This window comes from Lancefieldella sp. Marseille-Q7238, assembly GCF_949152215.1.
GTDB lineage: Bacteria > Actinomycetota > Coriobacteriia > Coriobacteriales > Atopobiaceae > Lancefieldella.
In genome coordinates, this window is sequence record NZ_OX424407.1 from 313,213 (window position 1) to 338,857 (window position 25,645).

Here is a 25,645-nt window from a genome sequence, read left to right on the forward strand (position 1 = left end):
TTTCATGGGCAAGTTTCTTGAACAGATGAAAACGGCAGCTAAGGCAGACAAAAAGACTATCGTGCTTCCTGAAGGCGAAGACCCCCGCACCATTGCGGCGGCCAAAACCATCATTGCCGAAGATCTGGCAAACCTCGTGATTCTTGGCAACCCTGATGAGATTGATGTTCCCGGCGCAACCGTCATTTGCCCCGCTACCGATGAGCGCCATGAAGCCTATGCGCAAAAGTTCGCTGAGCTCCGCGCCCGCAAAGGCGTCACCATTGAGCAGGCTCGCGAGACCATGAACAACAACACCTATTTTGCCACCATGATGGTGAAGATGGGAGACGCTGATGGACTTGTATCCGGCGCGTGCCACTCTACCGCAGACACCCTCCGACCGGCGCTTCAGATTATCAAGACCGCTCCGGGCACCAAGCTTGTTTCCGCCTTCTTTATCATGAGCACCGATAAGCCCCAGTTTGGCGAAGACGGCACGCTCCTCTTTGCCGACTGCGGCCTCAACATTAACCCTAACGCCGATGAGCTTTCCGAAATTGCCCTAGCATCCGCGCAGTCTTGGCGCGCGTTCATGAGTCAAGACCCGCGTGTGGCTATGCTCTCCTACTCCACCATGGGCTCTGCCGGCGGCGAAACTGCCGAGAAAGTCCAGGAGGCAACAAAGCTCGCCAATGAAAAAGACCCTGATCTCGCACTTGACGGCGACCTTCAGCTTGACGCGGCAATCGTTCCCGAAGTGGCGCGGCTCAAAGCTCCTTATTCCATGGTTGCCGGCCACGCAAACATTCTGGTTTTCCCAACGCTTGAGGCGGGAAACATTGGCTACAAGCTTGTCCAGCGCTTCAGCGGCGCCGAGGCCTATGGTCCTTTGCTCCAGGGCATCGCTCGCCCGGTCAACGACCTTTCGCGCGGCTGCTCGGCCGACGACATTGTAGGCGTTGTCGCCATTACGGCCGTCCAGGCGCAAATGGCTGTTTCTGCCGAAAAGAGCGCGCAGTGAGTGAGCTTGTCACCATCTCTGACGATGTGCTGAGCGCTTCCATTGATTCTTTGGGAGCGCAGCTCATGAGCGTCAGCCTGAATGACGCGGAATATCTCTGGCAGGGAGACCCTGCATGGTGGCCTAGGCGCGCTCCCATTCTCTTCCCTATCGTTGGCGTATTGCGCGATGGGCGCGCTGAGTCCGCATCTGGTCCCGTACGGCTGTCTCGACACGGTATCGCTCGCTTGTACGAGCACAGCATCGTAGAGAAGACCGCAGAGTGCGTTACATTTGAGCTCACTGATTCCGCAGAAACAAGGTCTGCCTTTCCCTATCACTTTTCGCTTACTATGACGTTTGCGATTGAGAATGGCGTGCTCACGCAGCGCTATCTGGTGCGTAACACCGGCTCTGTCACTTTGCCGTTCGCCCTCGGCGGACATCCTGCTTTTAACGTTCCTGTTCCCGGAAACGATAACTCCGAACTCCCTGATTACGAGCTTGCCTTTACGCGTCCTTGGACTTCAGTGGGACCGTCCATTACGCCGGAAGGTCTCTGCGATTTTGACCGCTTGCAGCATCTGATACGCAACGCTGACTCGCTGCCGCTTTCCTGGAAGCTCTTTGAGCGCGAGCTGACCGTCACGCTGGAAGACGTGCCCGACCATCGCGTGGCGCTGCTTCCTTGCGGGGCCTCCCACGGCGAACATGGAGTCGAACTTACTTTTGAGGGCTTTGAGTATCTGGGCGTTTGGAGCGCAGGTCAGGGATGTCCCTTCGTAGCCATCGAGCCCTGGACAGGCGTTGCCACAGCGCTCGATGAAGACGATGTCTTTGAACACAAACGAGGCATGACGCTCTTAGAGCCAGGCGAAACGTTTACTCGCGCTTTTACCATCCGGCTGTTCTAGCTGGCATTCGTTCGATCTGGCGCTGCTAGCTGGTGCTCATTCAATCTGGCACTGTCAGTCAGATTGCACGCCTTGCCCTACAAACCGTGCGCCTTATACAGCTCAACAAACGAACCGGTCGTCTCATCTGTCAGCTGCACTACGCGTTCGACCTCTTCAGGCCATTCGTCTATACGAAGGCCCTTGAGATCGGAAAAGCGCGCACACGTGCCACAGCTGCTCGAAAGAAAACGAGAGACAGGCATGAGTTCCACCTCGACGTTCTTCTCGCGACAAAGCCTTCGAAAACTCATAGCTCCAAAATGCGAAAAAAATGTTACGAGATAGGTCATGCCTTCCCTTTCAAAACATGTAAATGCTGGCTATACAAACTAAACACCGGGTTTATTTGGTAATATCCAGCGTCCATTCACCGTTATCTTCAGTAACGTTGACCGTATAGCCCTGGCTTTGTGCATAGCGGGTTACATTCTCGCGAGCGGCTACCGCGTCGACAATCATACGATAATTGTCAGCTTTACTGGCCATAGCCTGGCTTATCATAACAACCGGTTCCGGGCACGACAGCCCGCGCGCATCAAGAGTATCCATTATTGCTCCGTTTCAAAATCAAGTAGGCTTTAGACTTTTTAGGCTTAAGGCCTTTTAAGCCTTGGACTTGTTGAAGGTATTCGCATAAGCGATAGCAACCGCCGCCGCGAGGCACTCGAAAAAATACTCGGCATGCACTAAGGCTTGCCGAGTATTCGTGTACACGCTGTGTCTACAGACGTTCTCGTGTGTATAAGAGGCGCTACTGAGAGATACTACTTTCCTAAAGAGAGCGCTACTTCCCCAAAAAGAGGAGCTACTTCCCCAAAAGTTCCCGCACGTCCAGAGCAATCATATACTCCTCATTGGTCGGCGCCACAAGAACGCGAATCTTGGAGTCAGGAGCTGAGATGTCGCGGACCTCGTCAGAGCGAACCTTATTCTTCTCCTCGTCAATCTTAACGCCCATCCATGCGAGCTCTCGGGCGATACCCAGGCGCATCTCAGAAGAGTTCTCGCCAATGCCTGCGGAAAACGCCATGGTGTCAAAGCCGTGCATGGACTGAGCCATTTCCATAATGAGCTGAGAAGTGCGATAGTAGAACATGTCCAATGCCAGCTGACAGTTCTTATCGCCCGCATGCGCTCCGTCCTCAATATCGCGCGAATCCGAGTGACCGGAAAGCGCCAGAAGGCCGGACTGCTTGTTCATCATCGTATCGATCTCGTCAATGGAATAGCCGCCGACGCGCGAAAGATAGAAGACTGTCGCAGGATCAAGCGTGCCACAGCGCGTGCCCATAATAAGGCCGTCAAGAGGGGTAAGCCCCATAGTGGTGTCTTTATCCTTGCCATCCTCAATAGCGGAAAGCGAGGCGCCAGATCCAAGATGACAGCTGACCAGCTTATGCGTCTGACCACCGGTAAACTGATCTACCGCACGCCAGATATAGCGGTGAGAAGTACCGTGTGCGCCGTACTTACGGATGTGGAGCTTCTCAACCACATCACGCGGCAGCGCGTAGGTGTAGGCTTTTTCGGGCATGTTGTAGTGAAACGATGTATCGCAGACGACAACGTTTCCCACCTCAGGGAACATCTCGCGGCAAATCTCAATGACGTCAGCCTCAGCATAGTTGTGAAGCGGAGCCAAAGGCGCCACCTCGCGAACCCACCCGAGCGTTTCATCGGTAATGACAGCGGACTTGGGAAAATACCAGCCGCCCTGAACAACGCGGTGACCGATGCCGTCAATAGGCTGGTCAATAGTTTTCAGGATGTCAAAAACGTACTTGACAGCCGTCTTGTGGTCAGGAAGCGCCACTTCAAGCTTTTGCTTCTCGCCACCCATTTCTTCATGACCCACGAATGAGCCGTCGATACCGATACGCTCGCAGTTTCCCTTCGCATACACTTCGCGCGTGTCGACGTTCAAGAGCTGATACTTGAGCGACGAGCTGCCGGCATTGATGACCAGTACGTTCATGTCTCTCCTTTTCTCAAAGGGCAAAGCGCGCCCCCGCAACTTACTCACCGCAAGACATCATACTCCCCTAACGCTTTGCGGTCGTTTAACTTTTTTAGTTTAGACGCAACCATCGAGCAATCCGAGACCTGCGAAGCGAAAAACACCCCAGATTCTCCCCTACGCCTTAGACGTCCTTCTGCACCTTAGAGCTCTTCTTCTCCAAAGGTCGCGTTAAGAGGCCGGCCTCCCAGAATGTGGAAATGCAGGTGCATGACGGATTGACCGCCCTCTTTACCCGTATTGGTGATGACGCGAAAACCGGAATCGCGAATACCGGTTGTATCAACTACCGTCTTGATTGCTTCGACCACAGAAGCAAGCGTCTGAGCAGGAACATTATCAAGGATATCCCGATGATGCGCTTTAGGAACAACTAACACATGCACAGGTGCAAGCGGACTGGCGTCTCGAAACGCTACGACATGTTCATCTTCATAGAGAAACTCGGTCGGAATCTCGCCGTTGACAAGCTTACAAAAGATGCAATCAGACATTCGGCTCTCCTCTACCTTCAAACGCGCTTAATACCATGTATTCGTCACAACATAGGCCGTAGAAGGCTTATTCGTCAACATAGGCCGTAGAAGGTGCGGCTGTAGTATCGGAGATTGCAGAGCCAGCCTCAGAAGCGTCCAGAAGAACCTGAACCTTTTGCTCCGCGGTATCCAGGCGATTGCGCAAATCCTTTACCAGCTCAACGCCACGCGTATACAACGCGAGCGATTCCTCAAGTTCAAGATCGGTTCCTTCCAGCTGACGAACAATCTGCTCCAGCTCAATGGAAGCATCTTTGAACGTAAGTTCGTCTTGTTTTTTCTCTGTCATATCTGTCTCCTCTCGGCGCAATGCTCGCGCCTTTTTACCTTATTCTGCAACTTCTGTCACACGCGCCGCAAGCGAGCCTTCGGCAAGGCGCACCTCTATGGTTTGGCCCGCCTGAACGTCACGCGACCGCTTGAGGACATGTCCGCAGCTATCAACGGCAAGCGCGTAGCCGCGTCCCAAGACTTTCAGAGGCGAAAGCGCCTCGAGCTTGCCCGCCATAACGCCAAGCTGCCCTTCATACGGAACAAGCAGCTTTGTACCTACTGTCTGCAGGCGCTCGGATGCATGTCCTAGCATCTGTTTCTTTCTTTCCAACGCCAGCGGAAGCGCGTCATGCAGTCGCTGCTCCGTCTGAAGCAGATCAGTCCGACGCGAAACAAACAGATACATCGGATCGGAAAGACACTTCCGCTCAGCCAAAGCCTCAAAACGAATCCGCCACTGCCGAAGGTTGTTTTGTACAGCAAGATCCGCACGGCGAGAAGCACCTTCTGTCACCTGGGCATATTCGGAAAGAATCGCCTCCATAGCTCCTGCAAGCCGGGATACGCGATCGTTGAAGGCCATCTGAAGCTCACTGATGGACGGCGCCACCGACTCAGCCGCGGCCGTTGGCGTTGACGTACGCCGGTCTGACACCATATCCACAATAGTGACATCGGGCTCATGGCCGATGCCGCTAATGACGGGTACCGGCGACGCGGCGACTGCGCGAGCGACTGACTCATCGTTAAAGCACATGAGATCTTCAAACGATCCGCCACCTCGAACAAGTAGTATGGCGTCAGGGTTTGTGGATGCCGCAACACCAAGAGCGCGAACAATGGTTGCGGGTGCATGCTCGCCTTGTACGGCGGCGCCCGTCACCTCAATCTCAACGAGAGGATTGCGCCGTGCAAGCGTACGTTTGACATCCTCTATAACGCTGCCGGAAAGAGACGTCACCACGCCAATGCGTGTACAAAAGCGAGGGATAGAACGCTTGTGGTCCTCATCCATCAGTCCTTCTCGCTCAAGCTTCTTTGCAAGCTCGGCGACTTTTTGCCGCAAATCTCCCTCACCAGCAACGGTAAGAGACGTTGCTACAAAGGAAAGCTTGCCGGAGCCCTTGTAGACGTCATAGCGACCAGTAACCTGCACCTTCATGCCATCGCGAAGCTTAACGCCGCTGGCAAGATAGATACCCTTCCATACGATAGCCGCCATGCTGGCGCTTGCGTCCTTGAGGTCAAAGTAACAGTGGCCGCTGCGAGCGTTTGGACCCCTGAAGCCGCTTACCTCTCCCACTACCGTCAACAGCGGAATGGTAGCGATATTTTCTTTGATGACGATAATAGCTTCGGAAACAGAAAGCGGCTCGGGCTCTTTTCTTTCCTTAACGGAGGCGTCCGGTACAGTCCAAGTCATATTAATCCCTGCTACGGCTATTTGAAATCAGATAGAGCAACTGAATTGCGGACACGAGCGCGGCAGCCACATAGGTCAGAGCGGCAGCCACCAGCACTTGTCGAGCGCCATTCTTATTGAACGTCGAAGGAACATGGGTGCCCAAATAGGCAAGACCGCGCCTTGACGCGTCAATCTCAACCGGCAGCGTCACAATTTGGAAGAGCACAGTTGCGGCATACAGCAAAATAGCTATCTGCGTCGCGCCGGCAATCCTAAACCATACGCCGGCGATAAAAACGTAGATCCACGCTGCCGAGGCGAGGTTGACTACAGGAACTAGCGCAGAGCGCAAGCGGGCAGGCCAAAAGCCGCGCGCCGTCTGCACCGCGTGTCCGGCCTCGTGACAGGCAACCGCGATAGACGCTACCGAGCTTTCTTCAAAGTTTGCATCGGAGAGATGCAAGACGTTGCTGCGCGGGTCATAATTGTCCGTAAGATTGCCCTCGATGCGCTCAATGCCAACGTTTTTTGCGCCCTCGTCGTCAAGCATACGCCGCGCCACATCGGCGCCCGTGCCCTGTATGCCAGAGGAAACTCGCGACCATTTCTTATACATGCTGTGGATGTACAGCTGAGCTAAGCCGCCAAGCGCCAAAGACCCCAGCACAAGCACCCAATAAAACATGTCCGAACCACCGTAGTAATACATCACTCTCCAATCATTCGATTGAAAGAAGTGTACCCTTTGTACCGGACAACAATCAGATTACCGCTCGCGAGTGCGTCCCCGGGACGCCGTCTGCGAGCGCGCCTCCTCAGAGAGCCGCCTATGGGTGTATCTCCCCGGGAGCACCGTCTGCGAGCGTGTCTCCCTTAGAGAAGCTCCACGCGACCATTTTTGACGGTAAGGCCCACTTCACCTGCAAGCAGACCGAGAAGCTCTTTGCCAACCACTTCAAACCGCCAGCTGCCCGCAAGCTTCGCGTCCTCTTTTTGCGCCAAGAGATCCGCCAGATCTCCCTTATTGGCAATCAGCTGAGGGGCTATCCCCTCTTTTTCGGCCACAATCTTGACCAGCGCGTACATGAGGTCGATAACACCCTCAGCTCCCATGGCGGGACGGGTGTGGTGCTCAATGGCCGGACAGAGCTCTGCAGGAAGCTCTTTTCCCCTTCTGATAGCATGCAAAAGCTTACTCACAGACTCTTGCGAGAGAGATTCCGTCCCACGGATCTTATGGAGCTTCTCGGGCGTACCCGGCACGCGGCGGCACAGTTCCACCAACACCTCATCGGAGAGGATCCATTTGCGCGGGACGTTGCGCCGGGCGGCAAGGGCTTCTCGCCACGCACATACCTCCCTTGCTATAGCCATCTGTCTTCTGGTCAACGAACTTGACCGTTTGAGATGCAGATAGGCCTCGCGCGGGTCGCGCCTGAAGTGCTCAATGGCGGTGTAGTCGTTCATCTCGGGCATAAGCCATCCCAGGCGGTCCGTCTTAACGAGACGGTCATACATTTGACGGTAGATATCCGGCAGATACCGAACGTCATCCTCGGCATAGGTGAGCTGTTCGGGATCGAGGGGCCGCCGCGACCAATCCGTCAGAGATTCCGCCTTAGCCAGGTGAACACCGGTATAACGCTCAACCACAGAGGCGTAACTCGCCTGTTGGCGCATGCCTAAAAACGCCGCTGCGAGCTGCGTGTCAAAAACCGGCGCGCAGGCGCAATTCATACCCTCAAGGAGCACCTCAAGATCCTGTGAACAGGCATGGATAACCTTTATGATGGCTTCATCTTCGAGAAGTGCCTTGAGCGGAGAGAGATTGTTGATGCGCAGAGGGTCTATCGCCGCAATCTCCTCTCCAGTTGAAACCTGTACAAGGCACAGCTGCGGATAATAGGTTTTCTCGCGGAGAAACTCCGTGTCAACAGCGAGCACACGCGCATGCGCGGCTCGGGCACAAAACGAAGCAAGTTCTTCTTGCGTAGATATATACAAAGCATCCCATTCGACGACAGTTACGCTACCATCAGATATAGCAGACATGACAAACACGACAGACATGCCGGACACGATAGACATGACAGACGTGCCGGACATGCCGCTTTTAATGATACCCAATATACGTGTCAGCCCTAAGGAGTCTTATGCGTTCCCTTATCATTCATAATCCACAATCCGGATTCGGCTCCGACGCCGTATATGAGTTCGAGCGAGCGCTGCTTGAGGGTGGCGATGAATGCGTTATGCGCATCATGGATGATTCCTGGATACCTCAGCAAGCCGTCCTTGATGCGGAATCATTTGACCGTATCATCATTTCAGGCGGCGATGGAACAGTTGCCCATCTGATGTATGCGCTTCGCGGAAGCAGCGTTCCCGTATGCGTCTTTCCTTCCGGCACGGCAAACCTGATTTGCGCAAGTATCGGCAACGCTCACGAGCCAGCCGCTCTCGCGCTTGCGGTCAGGCGTGGACACACAACGAAGCTTGACCTTGGCGAAATTTCATGGATCTCCGAGACTGGCGTCGCTCACACGCACGGCATCGCCCTCATGGCGGGCAGCGGCCTTGACGCCCAGCTTATGCGTACTGCTATCCCGCACAAAAAGATCTTCGGAGAGGCAGCCTACTTCACCGCTGCCCTTTCCAATCTCACTCCAGATGTTCAGACATTCACAATCACCGTTGACGGCATCACGCATGAGCGCCAAGGAATCGCCTGCCTGATAGCAAACAGCGCCAAGTTCCAGGCGGATATTGAGCTTCTTCCGGGAGTTCGTATGGACGATGGGCTCCTCAGCGTCATCGTTCTTGAAACCAAAATGACAGCTGAGTTGGTGAAGCCTCTCTTTACCGGCATTTTTGATCGCAGCGGGAAAACGCTGGGACGCCCCCATATCGAGGGCTTTCACGGACGAGAAATTCACATTGAGATATCCTCACCCATTCCCGTTGAAGTCGACGGAGAGGTCTTTCCCGACGAGGCTCACGCACTTGACGCGCGAGTGCTACCAAAGGCGTGTACAGTCATTGTTGACTCCATGAGTCCGTACGCGCAGCAATAAACTCAGGCGCTGAGCTCCTCTCAACGTGGCACCGTGTTATCGCACGGCAAGCGTACCGCTGTAGCGCTGTAGCGCCGTGTCACCACACAGCGGCCGTGACGCCGCGGCGCGATTCTTACGCGTAGCATAGTTTTTACAAGGACAGCGATTCTTACAATATTGTCATATAACGGCAAAAAACGTTGACGCAGCGCCTCTTTTCTCGCTACTCTTTTATGCGTCAGAACAACACATGGCAAAGGGACGTCTTGGTAGAGATTGCCGAAATACGCGAGAAGTTCGATGAGCTTGCACGCCCGACCCTGCAGTCGGGACGCCTGTATCAGCTGGCGGCTTTTGTGCAGCACGGCACCACCACCACGCTCGACCACGTCATTGCCGTCGCGTATACCAGCCTGTTTACAGCGCTTTCAAGCGGAATGCAGGTCAACGAGGGCGAGCTGGTGCGCGGAGCTCTGCTTCACGACTACTACCTCTACGACTGGCATGATTGCAAGGCCGCTCCCGACAAATGGCATGGATTCACTCATCCCCGCCACGCGCTCAATAACGCCCGAGCGGATTTTCCCGATCTGTCTCCTCTTGAACAAGACATTATCCTGCACCATATGTTTCCGCTGGTTCCCATTCCGCCACGCAGCAAAGAAGCGTGGATTGTCTCGGCCTGCGACAAACTGTGTTCGTCAGCCGAAACGATGTTTGGCAACCCCTACGCAAAAGGCGGTCGCTAATGGAGTCGATTATCGCTGCTTTTTCGGGTCTTCTCGCCGTTGATCTTGGGTGGGGCATCTTAAGGCAGATGATTCCCCAGGTTATCCTCATGTTTGCCATCATTTCGGTGGGAGGCTGGATATACGAAACCGCTTATTGCTCCTTGGTCGAGCACGGCTTTTCGCGCCGCGGCTTCCTCTTTGGCCCCAGCTGTCCTATCTACGGCGTCGGTGCGGTGTCCGTCTGGATTACGCTTGGAAGTCTCGACAATCCCGTGCTCGTCTTTGTCCTAGGTGGCCTCATGGCGACCATTCTGGAGTATTCCACAGGCCTTATCCTAGAGCGGCGCTTTCATCGCACGTGGTGGGACTACTCGATGTTTCGCTATAACATCAAGGGTCGCATCTGTCCGCAGGCCTCGCTTGTGTTTGGAGCGTTCTCCGTAGTGACAGTCTTTTTTATCGCTCCGGGACTACTGTCTTTGTTCTCGCTGGTTCCGATTGATACGCTAAATATCCTAGCTGGCATTGTCGGACTTGCCTACTTTATCGATACCGCAGCGAGCCTGATCTACCTCACGCCCGCCGGCTCCGCGCGAACGGCTCTTCTTGCCCAAGAGATTCGCACGCATATTCGCTCTCGCATGTAACAATTCGCATTGGAGTTCCATGTATACCCTTGAAAGCCGTGTCCGCTACAGTGAGTGTAACGAAACGGGCACGTTGTCGCTTGTCAGCGCTATGAACTACCTTCAGGACTGCTCGTCATTTCACTCCGAAAGCATCGGCCGCGGCTTTGATGTGTTGGCTCACGAAGGCCTGGCGTGGGTTCTCGCCGCGTGGCAGATAGAAATAACCCGACTTCCCCGCTTTGGCGAGAAAATCACCGTTGGCACATGGGCGTACGATCTGAGCGGACTTTCGGCATCACGCTGCTTTGTTATACGCGACCATACGGGCGCTTCTGTGCTGCGTGCTGAGTCCACGTGGTACATGATTGATACCGTCGCCGGCAAAGTTACCCGCATTCCCCAAAGCGAACAGGCCTACCTGGACGGAACGCCCCGCCTTGCAATGCCACCGATGCCCAAGCGTATTTCTCTGAAGGGCTCGGCGCAGAGCGCCCCGCACATACTCGTCACGCAGCAACATCTCGACACCAACCGGCATGTCAATAATGCCCAGTACGTCATGATGGCGCTCGACGCTTTAGGCGAGACCGGCCAGACTTGCTGTGGGCTGCATCGCATCATCGTGCAGTACCGCCGCCAGGCTCACCTTGATGACAGCATCACGCCTCGCATTTTCCGTGATGAAGCAGGTATCAGCGTTTCCCTTGACGACACAGCCGGCAAAGCATATGCGATAGTTCGTCTGGAGGACAAATAATGACCGAGAAGAACAACGCGTCCGGCAGGCCTGCCACATCTGCTAAACACGCCAAACCTACCACGTCTGCCACATCCACCAAACCTGCCAAACACGTTGTCGCCGCCATCATCTACCGCGACAATACCATTCTGGCCGCATGCCGCTCTGAAGACCAGGATCAAGGCGGTCTTTGGGAGTTTGCCGGCGGAAAGATTGAGGCCGGCGAGTCACCTGAAACTGCTCTGCGTCGTGAGATTCGTGAAGAACTTGGCGCTGAGCTGCAGCTTATTCTTCCTTATGACACGGTCGACTATAACTATCCCGAGTTTCATCTTTGCATGGAAGTTTTCATTTGCACCCTGGCGCCTGGCGAAGAGCCGCGCAAGCTCATCCACTCAGAGCTTCGCTGGCTTTCTCCAAGCGAGCTTCTCGATGTCGCATGGCTTCCGGCCGACGAGAATCTCGTCATGACACTCGGCACCCTTTGGGATGACATTTTTGAGAGTCAGCATCTGTAATCGAGTACTATGGAAGATGGCACTTTGAGGTTTTCCGATTGAAATTCTCCGGTTGAGGTTTTCTAATTGAGGTTTTCTGGTTGAGGTTCTTCTCGTCACACGCGAGAAACGAAAGGGCAGCGTATGAGCAAAGCTGACGACATTTTTATCACAATGTGCTCGGATATCATTGAGCACGGCACCACCACTGAAGGAGAGAAGGTTCGCCCGCATTGGGAGGACGGGACTCCAGCGTATACGATTAAGAAATTTGGCGTCTGCAACCGCTATGACCTGCGTAAAGAGTTTCCCGCTTTGACGCTCAGGCGTACCGCCCTCAAGAGTGCTATGGACGAAATTCTCTGGATCTACCAGAAGAAATCCAACAATGTTCATGACCTGAACTCTCACATTTGGGACGCGTGGGCGGACGAGACGGGCTCCATTGGCAAAGCATACGGTTATCAGGTGGGTCAGATATCTCACTATGCTGATGGCGATTTTGACCAGATGGATCGGGTGCTGCGCGATCTCCGCGAAAATCCGTTCAGCCGACGCATCATGACCAACCTGTACACGTTCGCGGATCTTTCTGAGATGAATCTCTATCCGTGCGCGTTCAACGCCATCTACAATGTCACGCAGGAATCGGGCGCCGAAAAGCCTACGCTAAACCTGCTGCTGGTGCAGCGCAGCCAGGATATTCTCGCTGCCAACAACTGGAACGTCTGTCAGTACGCTATCTTGCTCATGATGGTGGCGCAAGTCAGCGGGATGCAGGCCGGCGAGCTGGTGCATATGATTTCCGACGCTCACATCTACGACCGCCACGTTGATATCGTTAAAGAATTGATTTCTCGCCCGACCTTTGACGCGCCAAAGGTCAGCCTGAACCCTAACGTTACCAATTTCTACGACTTCACCACTGATGATCTTATTGTCGAGGATTATCAGCACGGGCCGCAGGTCAAAAACATTCCGATTGCTGTTTAGCGGCGCTGCACGTTCTTGCGGCTTAACGGTGCTGCACGTTCCTAGAGAATTTCTTGGAGAATTACATGAATGCGATTGTTTCCGTAACGCGCAATTGGGGCATTGGGTGCGATGGAGATTTGCTCATCCCCAATAAAGCGGACATGAAGTACTTTGTTGAGCACACCCGTGGATGCACGGTCATCATGGGGCGGCGCACCTTTGAGAGTTTTCCCGGCGGGCCTTTGAAAGGGCGGCGCAACATCGTCATCACCCGAGATTTGTCTTGGACGCACGACGGCGTTGAGGTCGTCTCATCCCCTGCGGCGGCGCTGTCTCTTGTCGCCTCAGAGCCAAGCGAGAAGGTCTGGCTTATCGGGGGCGCCTCTGTGTATCGGGCGATGCTTCCCAACTGCACATTCGCTTTTGTAACGAAACACGACATTGAGGTTCCGGCTGACTCATACTTTCCCGATTTGGACGCCGACCCGGCGTGGCGTGTTGTTGCTATCGAGAAGGGCGGCGTGACTCCCGAAGGTGTGGCTTTCGAATTTGTCACATACGAGCAGGTGAAGTAACCGGGGCAAGTGTCTACAAACCCCGCCAAAATGGAGTTTTAAAGTAGATTTCTAAAATGAAATTTTAATACTGAGCGTCGCGAGGTCTTCTCGCCATCACATCAAACTTGAAATTTTATCATCTATATCCTGCAGTTTTTCCGACGATACCGTCAACGGTCAGATACCCGTCAAACACAGGTCAGACATCTGTCAAGCATCTGCCAGATACAGGTCAAATTATCGCAAGGTTCATCAAGAATAATCTTCCTTACGTTTTAGAACTTTACGTAAGGAGGATACATGTCTCTCGTCATTTCTCATTATTCTGCGCTTGAAATCTTGCGATCTGCTAATTCCCCAGTTATACCCGAGCATTATTCAAGTGCTAGTCTCTCCTCGCGCCTTCCCTCTCACGCAAAAAGAAAAGAGCTTTGGATTGAGGTGGCTCATACCTATGAATGCAAGTTACGCCCACCGATTTCAATTCTTATGAGCAGTTCTTCGCCAACATACCATCCCAAAGGAATCTATATACACAGGTCGAGAGAATCCTTTAACAGCAAATGTTTCCTGCATCTATTCAAAGACATTTATTGCACCTCGCCTCTCTACTTGCCCTTTCAGATGAGTTCAATCCTATCTGAAATCGAGTTAACCCTGCTCATCTGTGAATTGCTCGGCACGTACTCATACAGGAGCACCGGCGTCTTGCTGTCCAAAAAGGAGCCCTTGATTACAAAAGAACAGCTGCGGGAATTTCTTGAAACAATGAAAGGTAAGCGTTGCTACAGAAAGGTGCATAATGCCTTTCTGTACGCCTGCGAAATGTCGGCATCGCCAATGGAATCGAAACTATATCTGCGATTCACATATCCCTGGCGCAAAGGCGGATATAACCTTAAGAACATCCTCCTGAACCCCGAAATCTACTTAAAACAGTTGGACGCTACAAACAATAAAGTTAGGGTCAGAAAACCAGATCTTCTTGTGTCTAATCCGCTCTTGCACAATGACTCACAACACCCTGTTAAAGCGGTAGCCATTGAATACAATGGAGATTATCATGACAGCCTGGAACAACAGCACCTCGATTGCATACGGTATAACGAGCTTTTGTCTCATGGAATAAAAGATTATGCGATTGATCGATTTACCTTCAAAAGCGTTGACTTGTTTGACAATCTTTACGAAGCAATACGAAAAGACCTGCAACTCCCCTGCTCTCATCTCACGAAGAGTGACAAACAAAAGTACCGCACTCGTCGCCTTAATTTGGTCAAATCCCTTATAGCATGCGATTGCCTCTTTATGCCACGAGAGCTCCATCCAACGGCTCGCTCAAATGAGCTCTACTCCACATGAGCCCCATCCCGGCGAGCTCGATTCCAAAAAAGTGCGTGAGTTGTGATATGAAAACTCCTAAAAAAGGCATCAGTTGTGATAAATCCCCTAAAAATGCCATGAGTTGTGAAGTATTTTTATCACAACTGTGGCACTTTTTTGGAATCGGGGGCTGGAATGGAGCTGGCCTGAAGAATTTTGCCTGAGCAGCTGCCCAAACGAAACACGACACGGCACCTAAACGTAAAACGGCTGCCTGCGAGCTTGCAGACAGCCGTTGACGTGCGGTTTCAATGATCGCGACACACAAAGCGAGAAGGCCTAGAAGACCCAGAACAACCTAGACGTCGTAGCTCTTTGCCTCACGGTTGTAGTAGGAGTCCAGGTACAGCTCCTTGATCTCGGAAATCAGCGGATAGCGCGGGTTGGCACCGGTGCACTGATCGTTAAAGGCCTGTTCGGACATGGCATCAAGCGTATCAAGGAAGTACTTCTCGTCAACGCCATAATCCTTAATGGTTTCCTTAACGCCGATGAAAGCCTTGAGCTCTTCAATCTTTGCGATGAACTTCTCAAAGACCTCCTGGTCGTCCTTGCCCTCAACGCCGCAATAGCGTCCAGCTTCAGCGTAGCGTGTCAGTGTATGCGGGTGATCATACTGCGGGAAGGTGCCCATCTTGGCCGGACGCTCGGAAGCGTTGTAGCGCATGACGCGAGTCAGGATGACGGCGTTTGCCCAGCCGTGCGGAATGTGGTGGAAAGCGCCCAGCTTGTGCGCCATGGAGTGGTTCACGCCAAGGAACGCATTCGCAAAGGCAAGACCACCAAGGCAGGAAGCGTTAGCCATGTGATCGCGTGCCTCAACGTCATTGGGATTCTCATAGGCACGCGGCAGGTAATCAAAGACAAGCTTCATACCGCGCAGTGCCATGCCGTCGGTGTAGTCGGAAGCCATCATGGAGACGTAGGCCTCAAGGCAGTGCGTCAAAACGTCAATACCGGAAGCGGAAGTCAGACCCTTAGGCTGCGTCATCATGTTGTCGGTATCAACGATGGCCATGTTGGGCATGAGCTCGTAGTCGGTAACGGGCCACTTTACGCCGGTGTCGGCATCGGTAATGATGGCAAACGGCGTAACCTCGGAACCGGTACCGGAAGAGGTTGGGATAGCGACGAAAAACGCCTTCTTGCCCATCTTAGGGAAGTTGTAGACGCGCTTGCGGATATCCATGAAGTCAGCGGACATGTCCTCAAAGTTCTCGTCCGGGTTCTCGTACATGGACCACATAATCTTACCTGCATCCATGGCAGATCCACCGCCGATGGCGATAATGCAATCGGGCTCAAAGGCGCGCAGGCGAGCAAGACCTTCAAGAGCGCACTGAAGCGTTGGGTCGGGAGCGACATCCCAGAACGAAGAATGAACGATGCCCATCTCATCGAGGGACTCTTCAATCTTCTTAGTGAAGCCGGACTTGTAGAGGAACTGGTCGGTAACGATGAAGGCGCGCTTCTTGTCGTAAACTTCCTTGAGCTCGCGCAGGGCAACCGGCATGCAGCCCTTCTTGAAGTAGACCTTCTCGGGGGTACGGAGCCAAAGCATATTCTCACGCCTCTCTGCGACAGACTTGTAGTTCAGCAGGTGCTGGGGGCCAACATTTCCGGAAACGGAGTTGCCGCCCCAGGTGCCGCAGCCCAGCGTCAAAGACGGAGTCATCTTGAAGTTGTAAAGATCGCCGATGCCGCCCTGAGAAGAAGGCGTGTTAATGAGGATACGGCAGGTCTTCATGGCCTCGTAGTGCTTTTGGATCTTCTCGGTCTCGTTAACATCAACGTAAAGAGAAGATGTGTGACCATAACCACCGTCGGCAACCAGACGCGCGGCCTTAGCGAGTGCGTCGTCAAAGTTCTTAGCGCGATACATGCCGAGAACCGGAGAGAGTTTCTCATGCGCCATCTCTTCAGAAGGCTCGACAGACGTAACTTCACCGATAAGAACCTTGGTGCCCTCGGGAACCTTAACACCAGCGGTCTCGGCGATGAAGTGAGCGGACTTACCCACGATACCGGCATTAACCGCACCGTTGATGATGACGGTCTTACGAACGGCGTCGAGCTCCTTGCCCTTAAGGAAGTAGCAGCCGCGCGCAGCAAACTCTTTCTTAACCTCATCGTAGACGCCGTCAAGAACGGTCACGGACTGCTCTGAAGCGCAAATCATACCGTTGTCAAAGGTCTTTGAGTGAATGATGGAGTTGACGGCAAGCTTGATATCGGCAGTGTCATCAATAATGGCAGGGGTATTGCCGGGGCCAACGCCAAGTGCAGGCTTGCCTGAAGAATAGGCGGCGTTGACCATGCCGGGGCCACCGGTAGCCAAGATAATGTCGGCATTGCCCATAACGGCCGCGGTAAGCTCAATAGTGGGGCTTGGGACCCAATCGATAATGCCCTTGGGGCAGCCTGCCTTCTCGGCAGCGTCACGCACGATGCGGGCGGCCTCAATGGTGCAGCCCTTCGCGCGTGGGTGCGGCGAGATCAGGATGGCGTTGCGCGTCTTAAGGGCGAGAAGAGATTTGAAAACTGCCGTAGACGTGGGGTTGGTCGTAGGAATAACCGCCGCGACAATACCCATAGGCTCCGCGACAACCTTATAACCGCCAGCTTTGTCTTCCTCAACAACGCCGCATGTTTTCATATGCTTGTACTTGTTGAAGATATACTCGGCAGCATAGTGGTTTTTAATAACCTTATCCTCCATGACACCCATGCCGGTCTCTTCAACGGCCATGCGTGCGAGAGGAATGCGCGCCTTCTCGGCGGCAAGAGCGGCCTCATAAAAAATCTTGTCGACCTGCTCCTGGGAAAATGTTGCAAACTCTGCCTGTGCCTCGCGCATCTCTGCGAGACGAGTGTGCAAAGTCTCAACATCCTCAATCTTTGTTGCTTTCTTTGTCATCTGGTCCCCTCCTGGACTAGGTACAGACATCGTACAAATTATAACAGCGTTCGCCGATAAATATGCGCCGCTGACCGACAATTCTCCGTTTAAATATGCGGAGCCGGTCGACAATGCTCCGTTTTATAGCGCAAGCTTCAGTATTTGCTGCTTAGGGTCCGTATCGTTGGCTTCAAGTCGGCGCCAGATACCGGGCTGATCTTGAGTCTGAACATCAATAATCGGACCAAAGCCGCCGATAAGCTGCGTTGAGGCAATCTTGAATTGCTCGGTGTCTTTGAGCCCCGGATACCTGAGTTGAACCACCTTGGGATGCGCGCGCAGATACGCCGCAATCACTGCCGCGGCGTCGTTTGCGCGGTGGCGAGAAGTACGTCGGGCTTCTCGCGCCTCGTCCGAGCCGGGAGCCGCTTGCACGCTGTCAGCATCCACCGCCGCCGTTTCAACTACCTCGGCAATCTGTGGATGAGCGTGTTTGGCAATGCCCACGACTACGAAGCCGGGAAACCCCGGATCTGCATCAACGGCAAGCCGCGCGCCTAAACGACACGCCGGACTGAGCTCGCAGCCAAATCGGCGCACATCAGCTATAAGAAACGGCGTGGTGGCAGGCGTGGCGGGCGTGGTAGCAGGCGTGGTAGCATCGTTTTCGCGCAGCGCTGCTAACTCACGCGCGCGGCCTTTGATATCCGCCACACAAATGGGGTTTCCAAAAAGAGGTTCCACAAGCTCAGCGCGCCATTGACATAGAGGCGCGAAACTCTCCGGCCTTGCGACTTGCACGTCTTTCAGGAGCGCGAGCCCCTCCGGCCTTGCGGCTTGTCCGCCCTTCTCGCCCTCAACGGCACAAAGCTGTGACACAAGTGCTTCCCATACAGAAAGGGGAACAAGCCGGCAGTGGCCTGTTCCCATATGCGTTGCGTACTCAGAGAGAATTTCGCGCGTTGTCTTAGCCAAGGCGCTCGTCATTCTCCTTTTTGACGCGCGCGATAAAATCATCAAGCGCACTTGGAGTGGTCTCGTTGGTGCGGTCGCGAACGGAGATATTGCCGGCCTCAACTTCTTTCTCGCCGATAATCAACATATACGGCACGCGATCTAGGGAGCGAGCCTCGCGAATCTTGTAGCCAATCTTCTCGTCTCGGTCGTCAACCTTGACGCGGATACCGGCCGCCTGAATCGCGTCAGCCACCTGGTGCGCGTAATCGCGTGATTTCTCGGACACGGGAAGTACCTTGACCTGGCAGGGAGCCAGCCAAACCGGGAACTTGCCCTCGTAATGCTCGGTCAGGATACCGATAAAGCGGTCGAAGGAACCAAAACCCGCGCGGTGAATCATGATAGGCTGCTTCTTGGTACCGTCAGTGTCAACGTACTCTAGCTGGAAGTTATGCGGCAGCTGGAAGTCAAGCTGAATGGTGCCGCACTGCCAGGAACGTCCGAGGCAATCGGTGAGGTGGAAGTCAATCTTAGGTCCGTAGAACGCGCCGTCACCCTCGTTAAGCACATATTCGATGCCCATAGACGCAAGCGCATCCTTGAGACCCTGCTCGGCACGCTCCCAATCCTCATCAGAGCCCATTGAGTTATCGGGACGCGTAGAAAGCTCAACGCGGTACGGGAAGCCAAACTGCGCGTAATAAGCGGTAATCAGGTGCGACGCGTCAGCAACCTGCTCGGTAATCTGATCGGGACGAATGAAAATGTGGGCGTCGTCTTGGGTAAACTCACGCACCCGAAAGAGACCATGAAGAGCGCCCTTCATCTCGTAGCGGTGGTCAAGTCCGGCTTCGGCAAGCTTCAGGGGCAAGTCGCGATACGAGCGCGGTCTATTCTTATAGATAAGGCAGGCACCAGGGCAGTTCATGGGCTTGATAGCGAAGTCCTCTTCATCCACCGAGGTGGTGTACATGTTCTCCTTATAGTGATCCCAGTGGCCCGAAGTTTCCCATAGAGAGCGGGAAAGAATCTGCGGCGTCAGAACTTCCTCATAGTTGAACGCAACCATCATTTCGTGCCAGTAGTCGGTCAGCGCGTTGCGAACCGCCATGCCGTTAGGAAGCCAGAACGGCGAACCCGGACCGAAGTCGGACATCATAAAGAGTTCCATCTCACGGCCGATCTTACGGTGATCGCGCTTCTCGGCTTCTTCAAGCATCTTCAAATGCTGCGCAAGCTCGTCTTTCGTAGCAAACGCCACGCCATTCACGCGCGTGAGCATCTTGTTGTTCTTGTCGGCCTTCCAATACGCGCCCGAGACGCCCGTCAGCTTGAACGCCTTGACGCCCTTGGTGTAGAGAAGATGCGGTCCCACGCACATATCGATGTATTCGCCTTGCTGATAAAAAGTGATGCGCTCGGACAGATCAAGGTCGCCAATATGTTCTACCTTGTACTTCTCGCCGCGCTCCTCCATCAGCTTGATAGCCTCGTCACGAGGCAGCTCAAACGTCTCAATCTTGAGGTTTTCTTTGGCGATTTTTTTCATCTCCGCCTCAAGGGCTAGGAAATCCTCCGTGTTTATTTTGGCGTCGCCGAGGTCAACGTCGTAGTAAAAGCCGTTCTCAGTGGCAGGACCATAGGCGAACATTGCCTCGGGATACAGACGCTTGATGGCTTGAGCCAGCATGTGAGCTGCCGTGTGCCTGATGACATGCAACTCTTCGGCGGCGTCAGTAATTTCTCCTACGTGGCCGTCGTTATAGAGAACCTTCATATGAAACCTTCCTTAGATAGTACTTTTCTCGCAATATCACGCGATATTCGCAGTATCAAAGAGTTTGAACAAGCTTTGGCGAGAAGGGCGCGAAGTCTGAGCAGGCATACATAACGGCGCCTGCCCAGCCTGTAAAAGAACTGCGGGCAGACGCCTCGATAGTCTCTGTCAGTCGTGCGTGTAAGAACATATGCGCTTACTGAATGCGCGTACGGCAATACGGGCAGACCTTCCAATCCGCATTGAGCGGACGGTGGCAGGTTGGACACACATTGCGTACCTGCGTGTTGCAGATAGGACACACGATAAAGTCGCGGTCAATAGGAGCCGAGCACTTGGGACAAATGCCGTAGTGCGAAAGCTGATGCTCACGAAGGGCAATGTCCAAGTCTTGCTCCTCACGGTCAATGAGGTAGCTGCTAGGACGCAAAATGACATACGCCAGAAGACCCACGATAGGAACGACCGAGATAACCGCCCACATCCACCATGGCTCAGCGCCGCGGCGTTGAGCGTCGCGAATGACGTAGATAATGGAAAGGATGTAGAGCATAACCACGCAGATGACCATGAGGTAGAGAACCATACGAACCTCAGGGGTGATGATCTGGTCGAGAATTTCCTGCATCTCGGGAACTCCTTAGAATCGATTCGAAGCTGTGGCGGGCTACGGGTATGGAATGAGAACCACAAGCGCATCTATCGTAAACCAAAATAGAGCGGATAGTCACAAGAATAAAGAATCTGCGTATAAATTGGAGACTTCGGTCATGACTCGGATAAACCCGAAGCGATGCCCGAGGAGTCTCTATAAGGTGAGCTTTTTACCTGAAGCTGCGTTCTATTTGAAGCTGCACTTCCCCTAAAGGAATAGCACATACAATTCCATAAAGGGACATTCCCAGCAGGAGAACTGCAATTATAACCACTATTCCATGAAGGCATCCGTTGTGAACCTCAGCCTTTTTAACGGTTATCTGTACATAGCTATAAATCAAGAAAGCAGCAGCCATAAAAGCTACCACATAATTTGGCGCCATACGCATTATGCTTCACCGTTTATTTACAAAATTTATTCCAAAACGCAACCCAGCTGCTGTGCTCTTCTCGCTGGTCAACATAGGCAAATGTTTCCTCATCGTACCAATCGAGATTAAGGATGTCGTCAATTGTTTCCGGAACAAAGAAATTGAAGAATTCCTTTTTAAATGAGCTTCCGTATTGGAGATAATACGAGCCTGCCATTTTTACAAAGTTCTTTCTCTTCACATCCTGCGGTTTATATGCAAGCGCTTCACCAACCTGACTCAAATCAGGACTGACTTCAAGAAAAACCAGGCTTAGGTCGCTTTCCCTATAACCAAGTATAAAGTTTCGGTATTTATAAGAAACCGTGCGAATTACAGCAAAGTTAGCTCCGCCGATATCTTCTGAATACGCATAGACTATTGCATACTCCGAGCCGTTATCGATTTTTTTATCAAAAATTTCTCTCATGAGCTTTTTATTTTCGTCACTTCTTGCCGCATCCAGCTCGGTTGCTTTTTTACTTCCTCCAAATAAATCGAATAATCCCATTTCAATGTCCAATCTTAGGTACTGTTTTTTACAACGTTGCAGATTATAACATTTTTGCGTATTTTCAACCCATGAACTGCGCTTACACGTTGGATGTCCCTCAGGCAAAATCCCCCACAAGCGCTGTCACTTCTCCCGCCAGTGTAATGGTGCCGCAAGCCACATATGACTCATGCTTAAGAGCGCGCACGGCGGCGCCTACCGTAGGAAAGACGGACTCCACCTGCGCTCCAAGCTCTCTATATATCTCCGCGAGCTCTTCGGCCGGAAGTGCGCGCTTTGACGCCGTTTGCGTCACTATCACGGCGGGAAACTCCTTGGCTAGAAGATTGGCGATACCGCGAACATCCTTATCGGCCAAGACAGCCGTCAAAAGTTTAGGACGTCGATGCACATCGGGCTCAAAAGCGCGAATAGCCGAGAGGAACGTTGCTACCGACTGCGGGTTATGCGCCGCGTCAATAAGTACTAGTGGATCTGGACGCAGCAGCTGAAAGCGGCCGGGCGTAGGACAGCTGATTGCAGCGGTATACGCCTTGTCCGCGTTGAGTGGCCGACCGAGAAAATCTTCGGCCACACAGAGAGCCAGCGCGATGTTTGCCGCTTGATAGCCGGGCTTAAGTGCCGCGAGATCCGCATAAACAGCACGAGGCGTTGTCAGCGTCAGTTCAAGCGGAAAGCCCAGGCGCGCGGGGCGCTTGGTGACGGCAAAGGTTGCAAGCGGAAGGTTGGCATGCCGTTGCACAATACCTTCCTGCATCTCCCCTGCCACATCGCGGGCGTCGGCCGCGCGAAGCAGCGTCGGCGCTACGCCCTCTTCAGCGGCGCGGGAAAGAAAGACCTCTTCAACACTGGCAGGTGTCGCCGTTCCAACGCCAAGCACGCAGGTGCGTCCGCGTTTGATGATAGCGGCCTTCTCGCCTGCGATTTTTTCAAGCGTATCGCCTAGAATGCGTGTGTGATCAAGTCCTATACCGGTAACGGCTACGGAGACGATGTTTTGCGCCGCCGATGTAGCGTCCCAACGGCCGCCCATGCCGCATTCCAACACCGCAACATCAATATCGGCTTCTGCGAAAACCGTAAGTGCGGCTACCGTCAGCAGGTCAAACTCGGTAATGTCATAGGGGCGTTTACCCGCAGCGGCGCGCGCGTTATTCACGCGTCTGCCTGCGGTAACGGCCGCCGAAATGCCATGCCCAAACACCGCTTCTGTCACAGGGACGCCCTCTACCTCCATGCGTTCGGTAAAATTCACCAGCTCAGGAGAGGTATAGAGCGCTGTCTTAAGACCTTCTTCGTGCAAAAACGCCGCCGTGTAGCGAGACGTCGAAGTCTTGCCGTTAGTACCCGCAATCTGCACACTCTTGAAGCACGCGTCAGGATTTCCCAGTTCAGACAGCATGTCCACAACGGATTCAAGTAAAGGCTGGATGCCGAATTTCTTGGTAGCCTGAAGTGCGGCTACGGCTTCACCATAGGTGTAGTCGTTTATCTCAAACGGCACATGATACGACATGAAACTCCCTACAGACCCAAAAGACGCATAGCTTCAGCGCGGGTCTTCTCGTTATCCTTGAAAATACCTCTGACCGCCGAAGTGAGCGTCAGCGCGCCGGCGCTTCTGACACCACGCATAGTCATACAGGTGTGTTCAGCTTCCATTACCACCAGCACGCCCAACGGGTCAAGCTCGCTCATCATAGCGTCGGCCACCTGACCGCAAAGACGCTCCTGCACCTGCAGACGGCGAGAATACCCCATCACGCAGCGGGCAATTTTTGAAAGTCCTGTAATGCGCCCTCTTTTAGGGATGTAGCAAACGTGCGCCTTGCCAACAAACGGTAAAATATGATGTTCGCACATAGAGGAAAATGGGATATCGCGAACGATTACCATCTCGTGGTTGCCCTCTTCGTGGAATTGCTTGCGCAAATGAGCGACAGGATCTTCCTGCATACCGCTGAAGAGCTCCGCGCACGCGCGGGCGACCCTGTCGGGTGTCTCGAGAAGTCCTTCGCGCTCGGGATCCTCGCCAATAGCCACGAGAAACTCCTTGACCGCGGCGCGAACACGCGCCTGGTCAAGAGGGGCAAACTCCGCAGTGTTGTCGGTTCCTTCTATCGTTTCCGCCACGAGGCTTCCGTCCTTTCCGCTGTCCCATGCGCGACTCTCGCCGCTCTCGCCGCTTCCTCCGCAGCTCTTTCCGCGGCTTCAATGACGTGTTTGGCGAGAATAGCGGTGGTCACGCTGCCGACGCCACCAGGAACAGGCGTATAGGCAGCCACAATATCTTTGATTGCCTCCGTATCAACATCGCCGACAAGTCTTTGCGATTTTTCATCCCAGTTGATACCTACGTCAATGACTGTCTGACCGGAAGAAACGTGGTTAGCACCGATCATGTGAGCTTGGCCTGCGGCCACCACGAGCACTTCCGCTTCGCGGGTAATGGCCGACACATCAACGGTGCGGCTATGACACACCGTCACAGTAGCGTCACGCGCAGTCAAAAGCGCCGCTATGGGACGGCCAATGACGTTTGAGCGGCCTACAACCGCAACACGAGCGCCGGTAATCTCAATACCGTAATAGTCAAGTATGGCGATAACCGCCTCGGCCGTGCAGGGCGCCAGCGCATCAGGTCTTCCGGTAAGCGTGGCAAGCAGCATGGCATCGGTAGCGCAGTCAACGTCTTTGCTCGGAGAAAGGAGTGCGAAAGCACCTGCCTCGTCAATCGTTTTTGGAAACGGTCGCAGGGGCAGGCAGGCGTGAATATGCGGGTCCGAGGAAATATCACGGATCGTCTCGTCAACGTCGTGCTGCGACGCATTGCGTGAAAGCACTATCTGTCTCACGGCGATGCCGATCTTCTCGGCACGTTTGAGGGCTGCCCGCTCATAGGCAAGATCGTCGGCACGCTCGCCAAGACGAAGGATGGCAAGCGTAGGTGTCACACCTCTATCGGCCAGTACGGCAGCCCGGATGGAGAGCGCCTCCGTAAGCGCCGCAGCAACCGGAGCGCCTCGCAATTTTTCAGCCATTATGCTTCCTCCCCTTGCAGATGCGCACTCACGTGGCGAGAAAGAGCTTCCGCTCGCGGAATCCACTCATCCATAAGCGCTTTTGCTCGCTCGTTAACAGATGCGGCATATACGCGATCTTGCATTGAGCGTGTGTTGACAAAGACGGTATGAGAGGCCGCCTCAAGGGCACCGCGAGAAAGCGCCGCACCGCAACCTACGTCAGAGAGCAAAAGCCGTGAACCTTTGACCTGCATCTCTTCAAGGAGCGCAATGGTCTCGCAAATGACTTCCATTACTCTCAGGGGCGGTTTTGCCGCAGCGATAAGTGCCTCTTCAATACACGCCGAACGAGAAGGGTTGTCCTTGGGAATGGCAAACGCATCGGATACCAAAAGAAACTGTCGAGAATCCTCATTAACCAGTTCAAGAAGTTCTTTGCGGAGGCGCTCGGCGCGGGCGATATGAGACGTGAGATCTTTTTCATAGGCGGCATAGCGAGGCTTACCCAATGCAAAAGCACCCGCCATGGCCGCCAAGGCTATCCCTAAGGCACCGGTGTATGCGGCCGCTCCGCCGCCTCCGGGAATGGGCTCCCGAGCAGCAAGGTGACATGCATACTCTTCACAGGTATACCTTGTAAAATTCACGTCTTCTGGCGTTTTTGGAACCGAC

Annotated in this window: 27 protein-coding genes; 10 read left to right on the forward strand and 17 right to left on the reverse strand. The window is 53.7% G+C overall.

Annotated elements, in window-relative coordinates; genetic code table 11:
- Positions 1–4 precede the first annotated feature (4 nt).
- Together pta and QM016_RS01465 are read left to right on the forward strand one after the other, a co-directional pair.
- Complete coding sequence (gene pta, locus QM016_RS01460; RefSeq protein WP_016476904.1) at positions 5–1,003, forward strand: phosphate acetyltransferase; 999 nt, start codon at positions 5–7, stop codon at positions 1,001–1,003.
- Positions 1,000–1,896, forward strand: coding sequence for an aldose 1-epimerase family protein (locus tag QM016_RS01465; protein ID WP_016476903.1), 897 nt, complete (start codon positions 1,000–1,002; stop codon positions 1,894–1,896). The genes pta and QM016_RS01465 overlap by 4 nt, the downstream gene beginning before the upstream one ends.
- Positions 1,897–1,973: 77 nt before the next feature.
- On the opposite strand, the gene QM016_RS01470 is transcribed toward QM016_RS01465, so the two are convergent.
- The 8 genes from QM016_RS01470 to rnd form a co-directional block, all read right to left on the reverse strand.
- Positions 1,974–2,228 carry a DUF3343 domain-containing protein gene (locus QM016_RS01470; protein ID WP_282709910.1) on the reverse strand — a complete coding sequence of 85 codons (255 nt, stop codon included), beginning with the start codon at positions 2,226–2,228 and terminating at the stop codon, positions 1,974–1,976.
- Between the two features lie 52 nt (positions 2,229–2,280).
- Positions 2,281–2,487 carry a sulfurtransferase TusA family protein gene (locus tag QM016_RS01475; protein ID WP_282709911.1) on the reverse strand — a complete coding sequence of 69 codons (207 nt, stop codon included), beginning with the start codon at positions 2,485–2,487 and terminating at the stop codon, positions 2,281–2,283.
- 256 nt (positions 2,488–2,743) lie between these two features.
- Complete coding sequence (locus tag QM016_RS01480; protein WP_016476900.1) at positions 2,744–3,913, reverse strand: acetate kinase; 1,170 nt, start codon at positions 3,911–3,913, stop codon at positions 2,744–2,746.
- A 185-nt stretch (positions 3,914–4,098) separates the two neighbouring features.
- Positions 4,099–4,449, reverse strand: coding sequence for a histidine triad nucleotide-binding protein (locus tag QM016_RS01485; RefSeq protein WP_282709912.1), 351 nt, complete (start codon positions 4,447–4,449; stop codon positions 4,099–4,101).
- 67 nt (positions 4,450–4,516) lie between these two features.
- The gene (gene xseB / locus QM016_RS01490) at positions 4,517–4,780 is read right to left on the reverse strand and encodes an exodeoxyribonuclease VII small subunit (protein WP_282709913.1); all 264 of its coding nucleotides are present in this window, start codon (positions 4,778–4,780) and stop codon (positions 4,517–4,519) included.
- A 39-nt stretch (positions 4,781–4,819) separates the two neighbouring features.
- On the reverse strand, positions 4,820–6,187 hold the full coding sequence (gene xseA, locus QM016_RS01495; protein ID WP_282709914.1) for an exodeoxyribonuclease VII large subunit: 1,368 nt from the start codon (positions 6,185–6,187) through the stop codon (positions 4,820–4,822).
- A 1-nt stretch (position 6,188) separates the two neighbouring features.
- Positions 6,189–6,878, reverse strand: a complete 690-nt coding sequence (locus tag QM016_RS01500; RefSeq protein WP_282709916.1) for a zinc metallopeptidase — start codon at positions 6,876–6,878, stop codon at positions 6,189–6,191.
- Positions 6,879–7,042: 164 nt separating this feature from the next.
- Positions 7,043–8,173, reverse strand: a complete 1,131-nt coding sequence (gene rnd / locus QM016_RS01505; RefSeq protein ID WP_282711439.1) for a ribonuclease D — start codon at positions 8,171–8,173, stop codon at positions 7,043–7,045.
- 149 nt (positions 8,174–8,322) lie between these two features.
- Between rnd and QM016_RS01510 the strand changes: the two genes are divergently transcribed.
- From QM016_RS01510 to QM016_RS01545, 8 genes are all read left to right on the forward strand, one after another.
- Entirely contained in the window at positions 8,323–9,243 is a 921-nt protein-coding gene (locus QM016_RS01510) for a diacylglycerol kinase family protein (protein WP_282709917.1), read from the forward strand.
- Between the two features lie 248 nt (positions 9,244–9,491).
- Positions 9,492–9,974 carry an HD domain-containing protein gene (locus tag QM016_RS01515; RefSeq protein WP_282709918.1) on the forward strand — a complete coding sequence of 161 codons (483 nt, stop codon included), beginning with the start codon at positions 9,492–9,494 and terminating at the stop codon, positions 9,972–9,974.
- A complete protein-coding gene (locus tag QM016_RS01520) occupies positions 9,974–10,603 on the forward strand; it encodes a putative ABC transporter permease (protein ID WP_282709919.1) in 630 nt (209 codons plus the stop codon). Before QM016_RS01515 ends, QM016_RS01520 begins: the two co-directional genes overlap by 1 nt.
- Before the next feature lie 19 nt (positions 10,604–10,622).
- Entirely contained in the window at positions 10,623–11,342 is a 720-nt protein-coding gene (locus QM016_RS01525; RefSeq protein ID WP_282709920.1) for an acyl-ACP thioesterase domain-containing protein, read from the forward strand.
- Positions 11,342–11,842 carry a (deoxy)nucleoside triphosphate pyrophosphohydrolase gene (locus tag QM016_RS01530; RefSeq protein WP_282709921.1) on the forward strand — a complete coding sequence of 167 codons (501 nt, stop codon included), beginning with the start codon at positions 11,342–11,344 and terminating at the stop codon, positions 11,840–11,842. Before QM016_RS01525 ends, QM016_RS01530 begins: the two co-directional genes overlap by 1 nt.
- A 123-nt stretch (positions 11,843–11,965) precedes the next feature.
- Positions 11,966–12,814: a thymidylate synthase gene (gene thyA / locus QM016_RS01535; RefSeq protein WP_282709922.1), complete on the forward strand. Its 849-nt coding sequence runs from the start codon at positions 11,966–11,968 to the stop codon at positions 12,812–12,814.
- A gap of 65 nt (positions 12,815–12,879) precedes the next feature.
- Positions 12,880–13,371 carry a dihydrofolate reductase gene (locus QM016_RS01540; RefSeq protein WP_282709923.1) on the forward strand — a complete coding sequence of 164 codons (492 nt, stop codon included), beginning with the start codon at positions 12,880–12,882 and terminating at the stop codon, positions 13,369–13,371.
- Positions 13,372–13,653: 282 nt separating this feature from the next.
- Positions 13,654–14,715, forward strand: coding sequence for a hypothetical protein (locus QM016_RS01545; protein WP_282709924.1), 1,062 nt, complete (start codon positions 13,654–13,656; stop codon positions 14,713–14,715).
- A gap of 319 nt (positions 14,716–15,034) precedes the next feature.
- Here QM016_RS01545 and adhE read toward each other — a convergent pair whose 3' ends face one another.
- The 9 genes from adhE to QM016_RS01590 form a co-directional block, all read right to left on the reverse strand.
- Positions 15,035–17,653 carry a bifunctional acetaldehyde-CoA/alcohol dehydrogenase gene (gene adhE / locus QM016_RS01550; RefSeq protein ID WP_282709925.1) on the reverse strand — a complete coding sequence of 873 codons (2,619 nt, stop codon included), beginning with the start codon at positions 17,651–17,653 and terminating at the stop codon, positions 15,035–15,037.
- A gap of 123 nt (positions 17,654–17,776) precedes the next feature.
- Entirely contained in the window at positions 17,777–18,610 is an 834-nt protein-coding gene (locus QM016_RS01555; protein ID WP_282709926.1) for a PLP-dependent transferase, read from the reverse strand.
- Positions 18,603–20,369 carry a threonine--tRNA ligase gene (gene thrS / locus QM016_RS01560; protein ID WP_282709928.1) on the reverse strand — a complete coding sequence of 589 codons (1,767 nt, stop codon included), beginning with the start codon at positions 20,367–20,369 and terminating at the stop codon, positions 18,603–18,605. Before thrS ends, QM016_RS01555 begins: the two co-directional genes overlap by 8 nt.
- A 196-nt stretch (positions 20,370–20,565) precedes the next feature.
- Complete coding sequence (locus QM016_RS01565) at positions 20,566–20,997, reverse strand: zinc ribbon domain-containing protein (protein WP_003148160.1); 432 nt, start codon at positions 20,995–20,997, stop codon at positions 20,566–20,568.
- A gap of 431 nt (positions 20,998–21,428) precedes the next feature.
- Positions 21,429–21,947 (reverse strand): hypothetical protein, encoded by a 519-nt coding sequence (locus QM016_RS01570; protein WP_016476881.1) that lies wholly within the window; start codon positions 21,945–21,947, stop codon positions 21,429–21,431.
- Between the two features lie 100 nt (positions 21,948–22,047).
- On the reverse strand, positions 22,048–23,466 hold the full coding sequence (locus QM016_RS01575; protein WP_282709930.1) for a Mur ligase family protein: 1,419 nt from the start codon (positions 23,464–23,466) through the stop codon (positions 22,048–22,050).
- An 8-nt stretch (positions 23,467–23,474) separates the two neighbouring features.
- The gene (folE, locus tag QM016_RS01580) at positions 23,475–24,071 is read right to left on the reverse strand and encodes a GTP cyclohydrolase I FolE (protein WP_349237897.1); all 597 of its coding nucleotides are present in this window, start codon (positions 24,069–24,071) and stop codon (positions 23,475–23,477) included.
- Positions 24,068–24,991, reverse strand: a complete 924-nt coding sequence (locus QM016_RS01585) for a bifunctional 5,10-methylenetetrahydrofolate dehydrogenase/5,10-methenyltetrahydrofolate cyclohydrolase (RefSeq protein WP_282709933.1) — start codon at positions 24,989–24,991, stop codon at positions 24,068–24,070. Before QM016_RS01585 ends, folE begins: the two co-directional genes overlap by 4 nt.
- Positions 24,991–25,620 (reverse strand): cyclodeaminase/cyclohydrolase family protein, encoded by a 630-nt coding sequence (locus QM016_RS01590; protein ID WP_282709934.1) that lies wholly within the window; start codon positions 25,618–25,620, stop codon positions 24,991–24,993. The genes QM016_RS01585 and QM016_RS01590 overlap by 1 nt, the downstream gene beginning before the upstream one ends.
- Positions 25,621–25,645 lie beyond the last annotated feature (25 nt).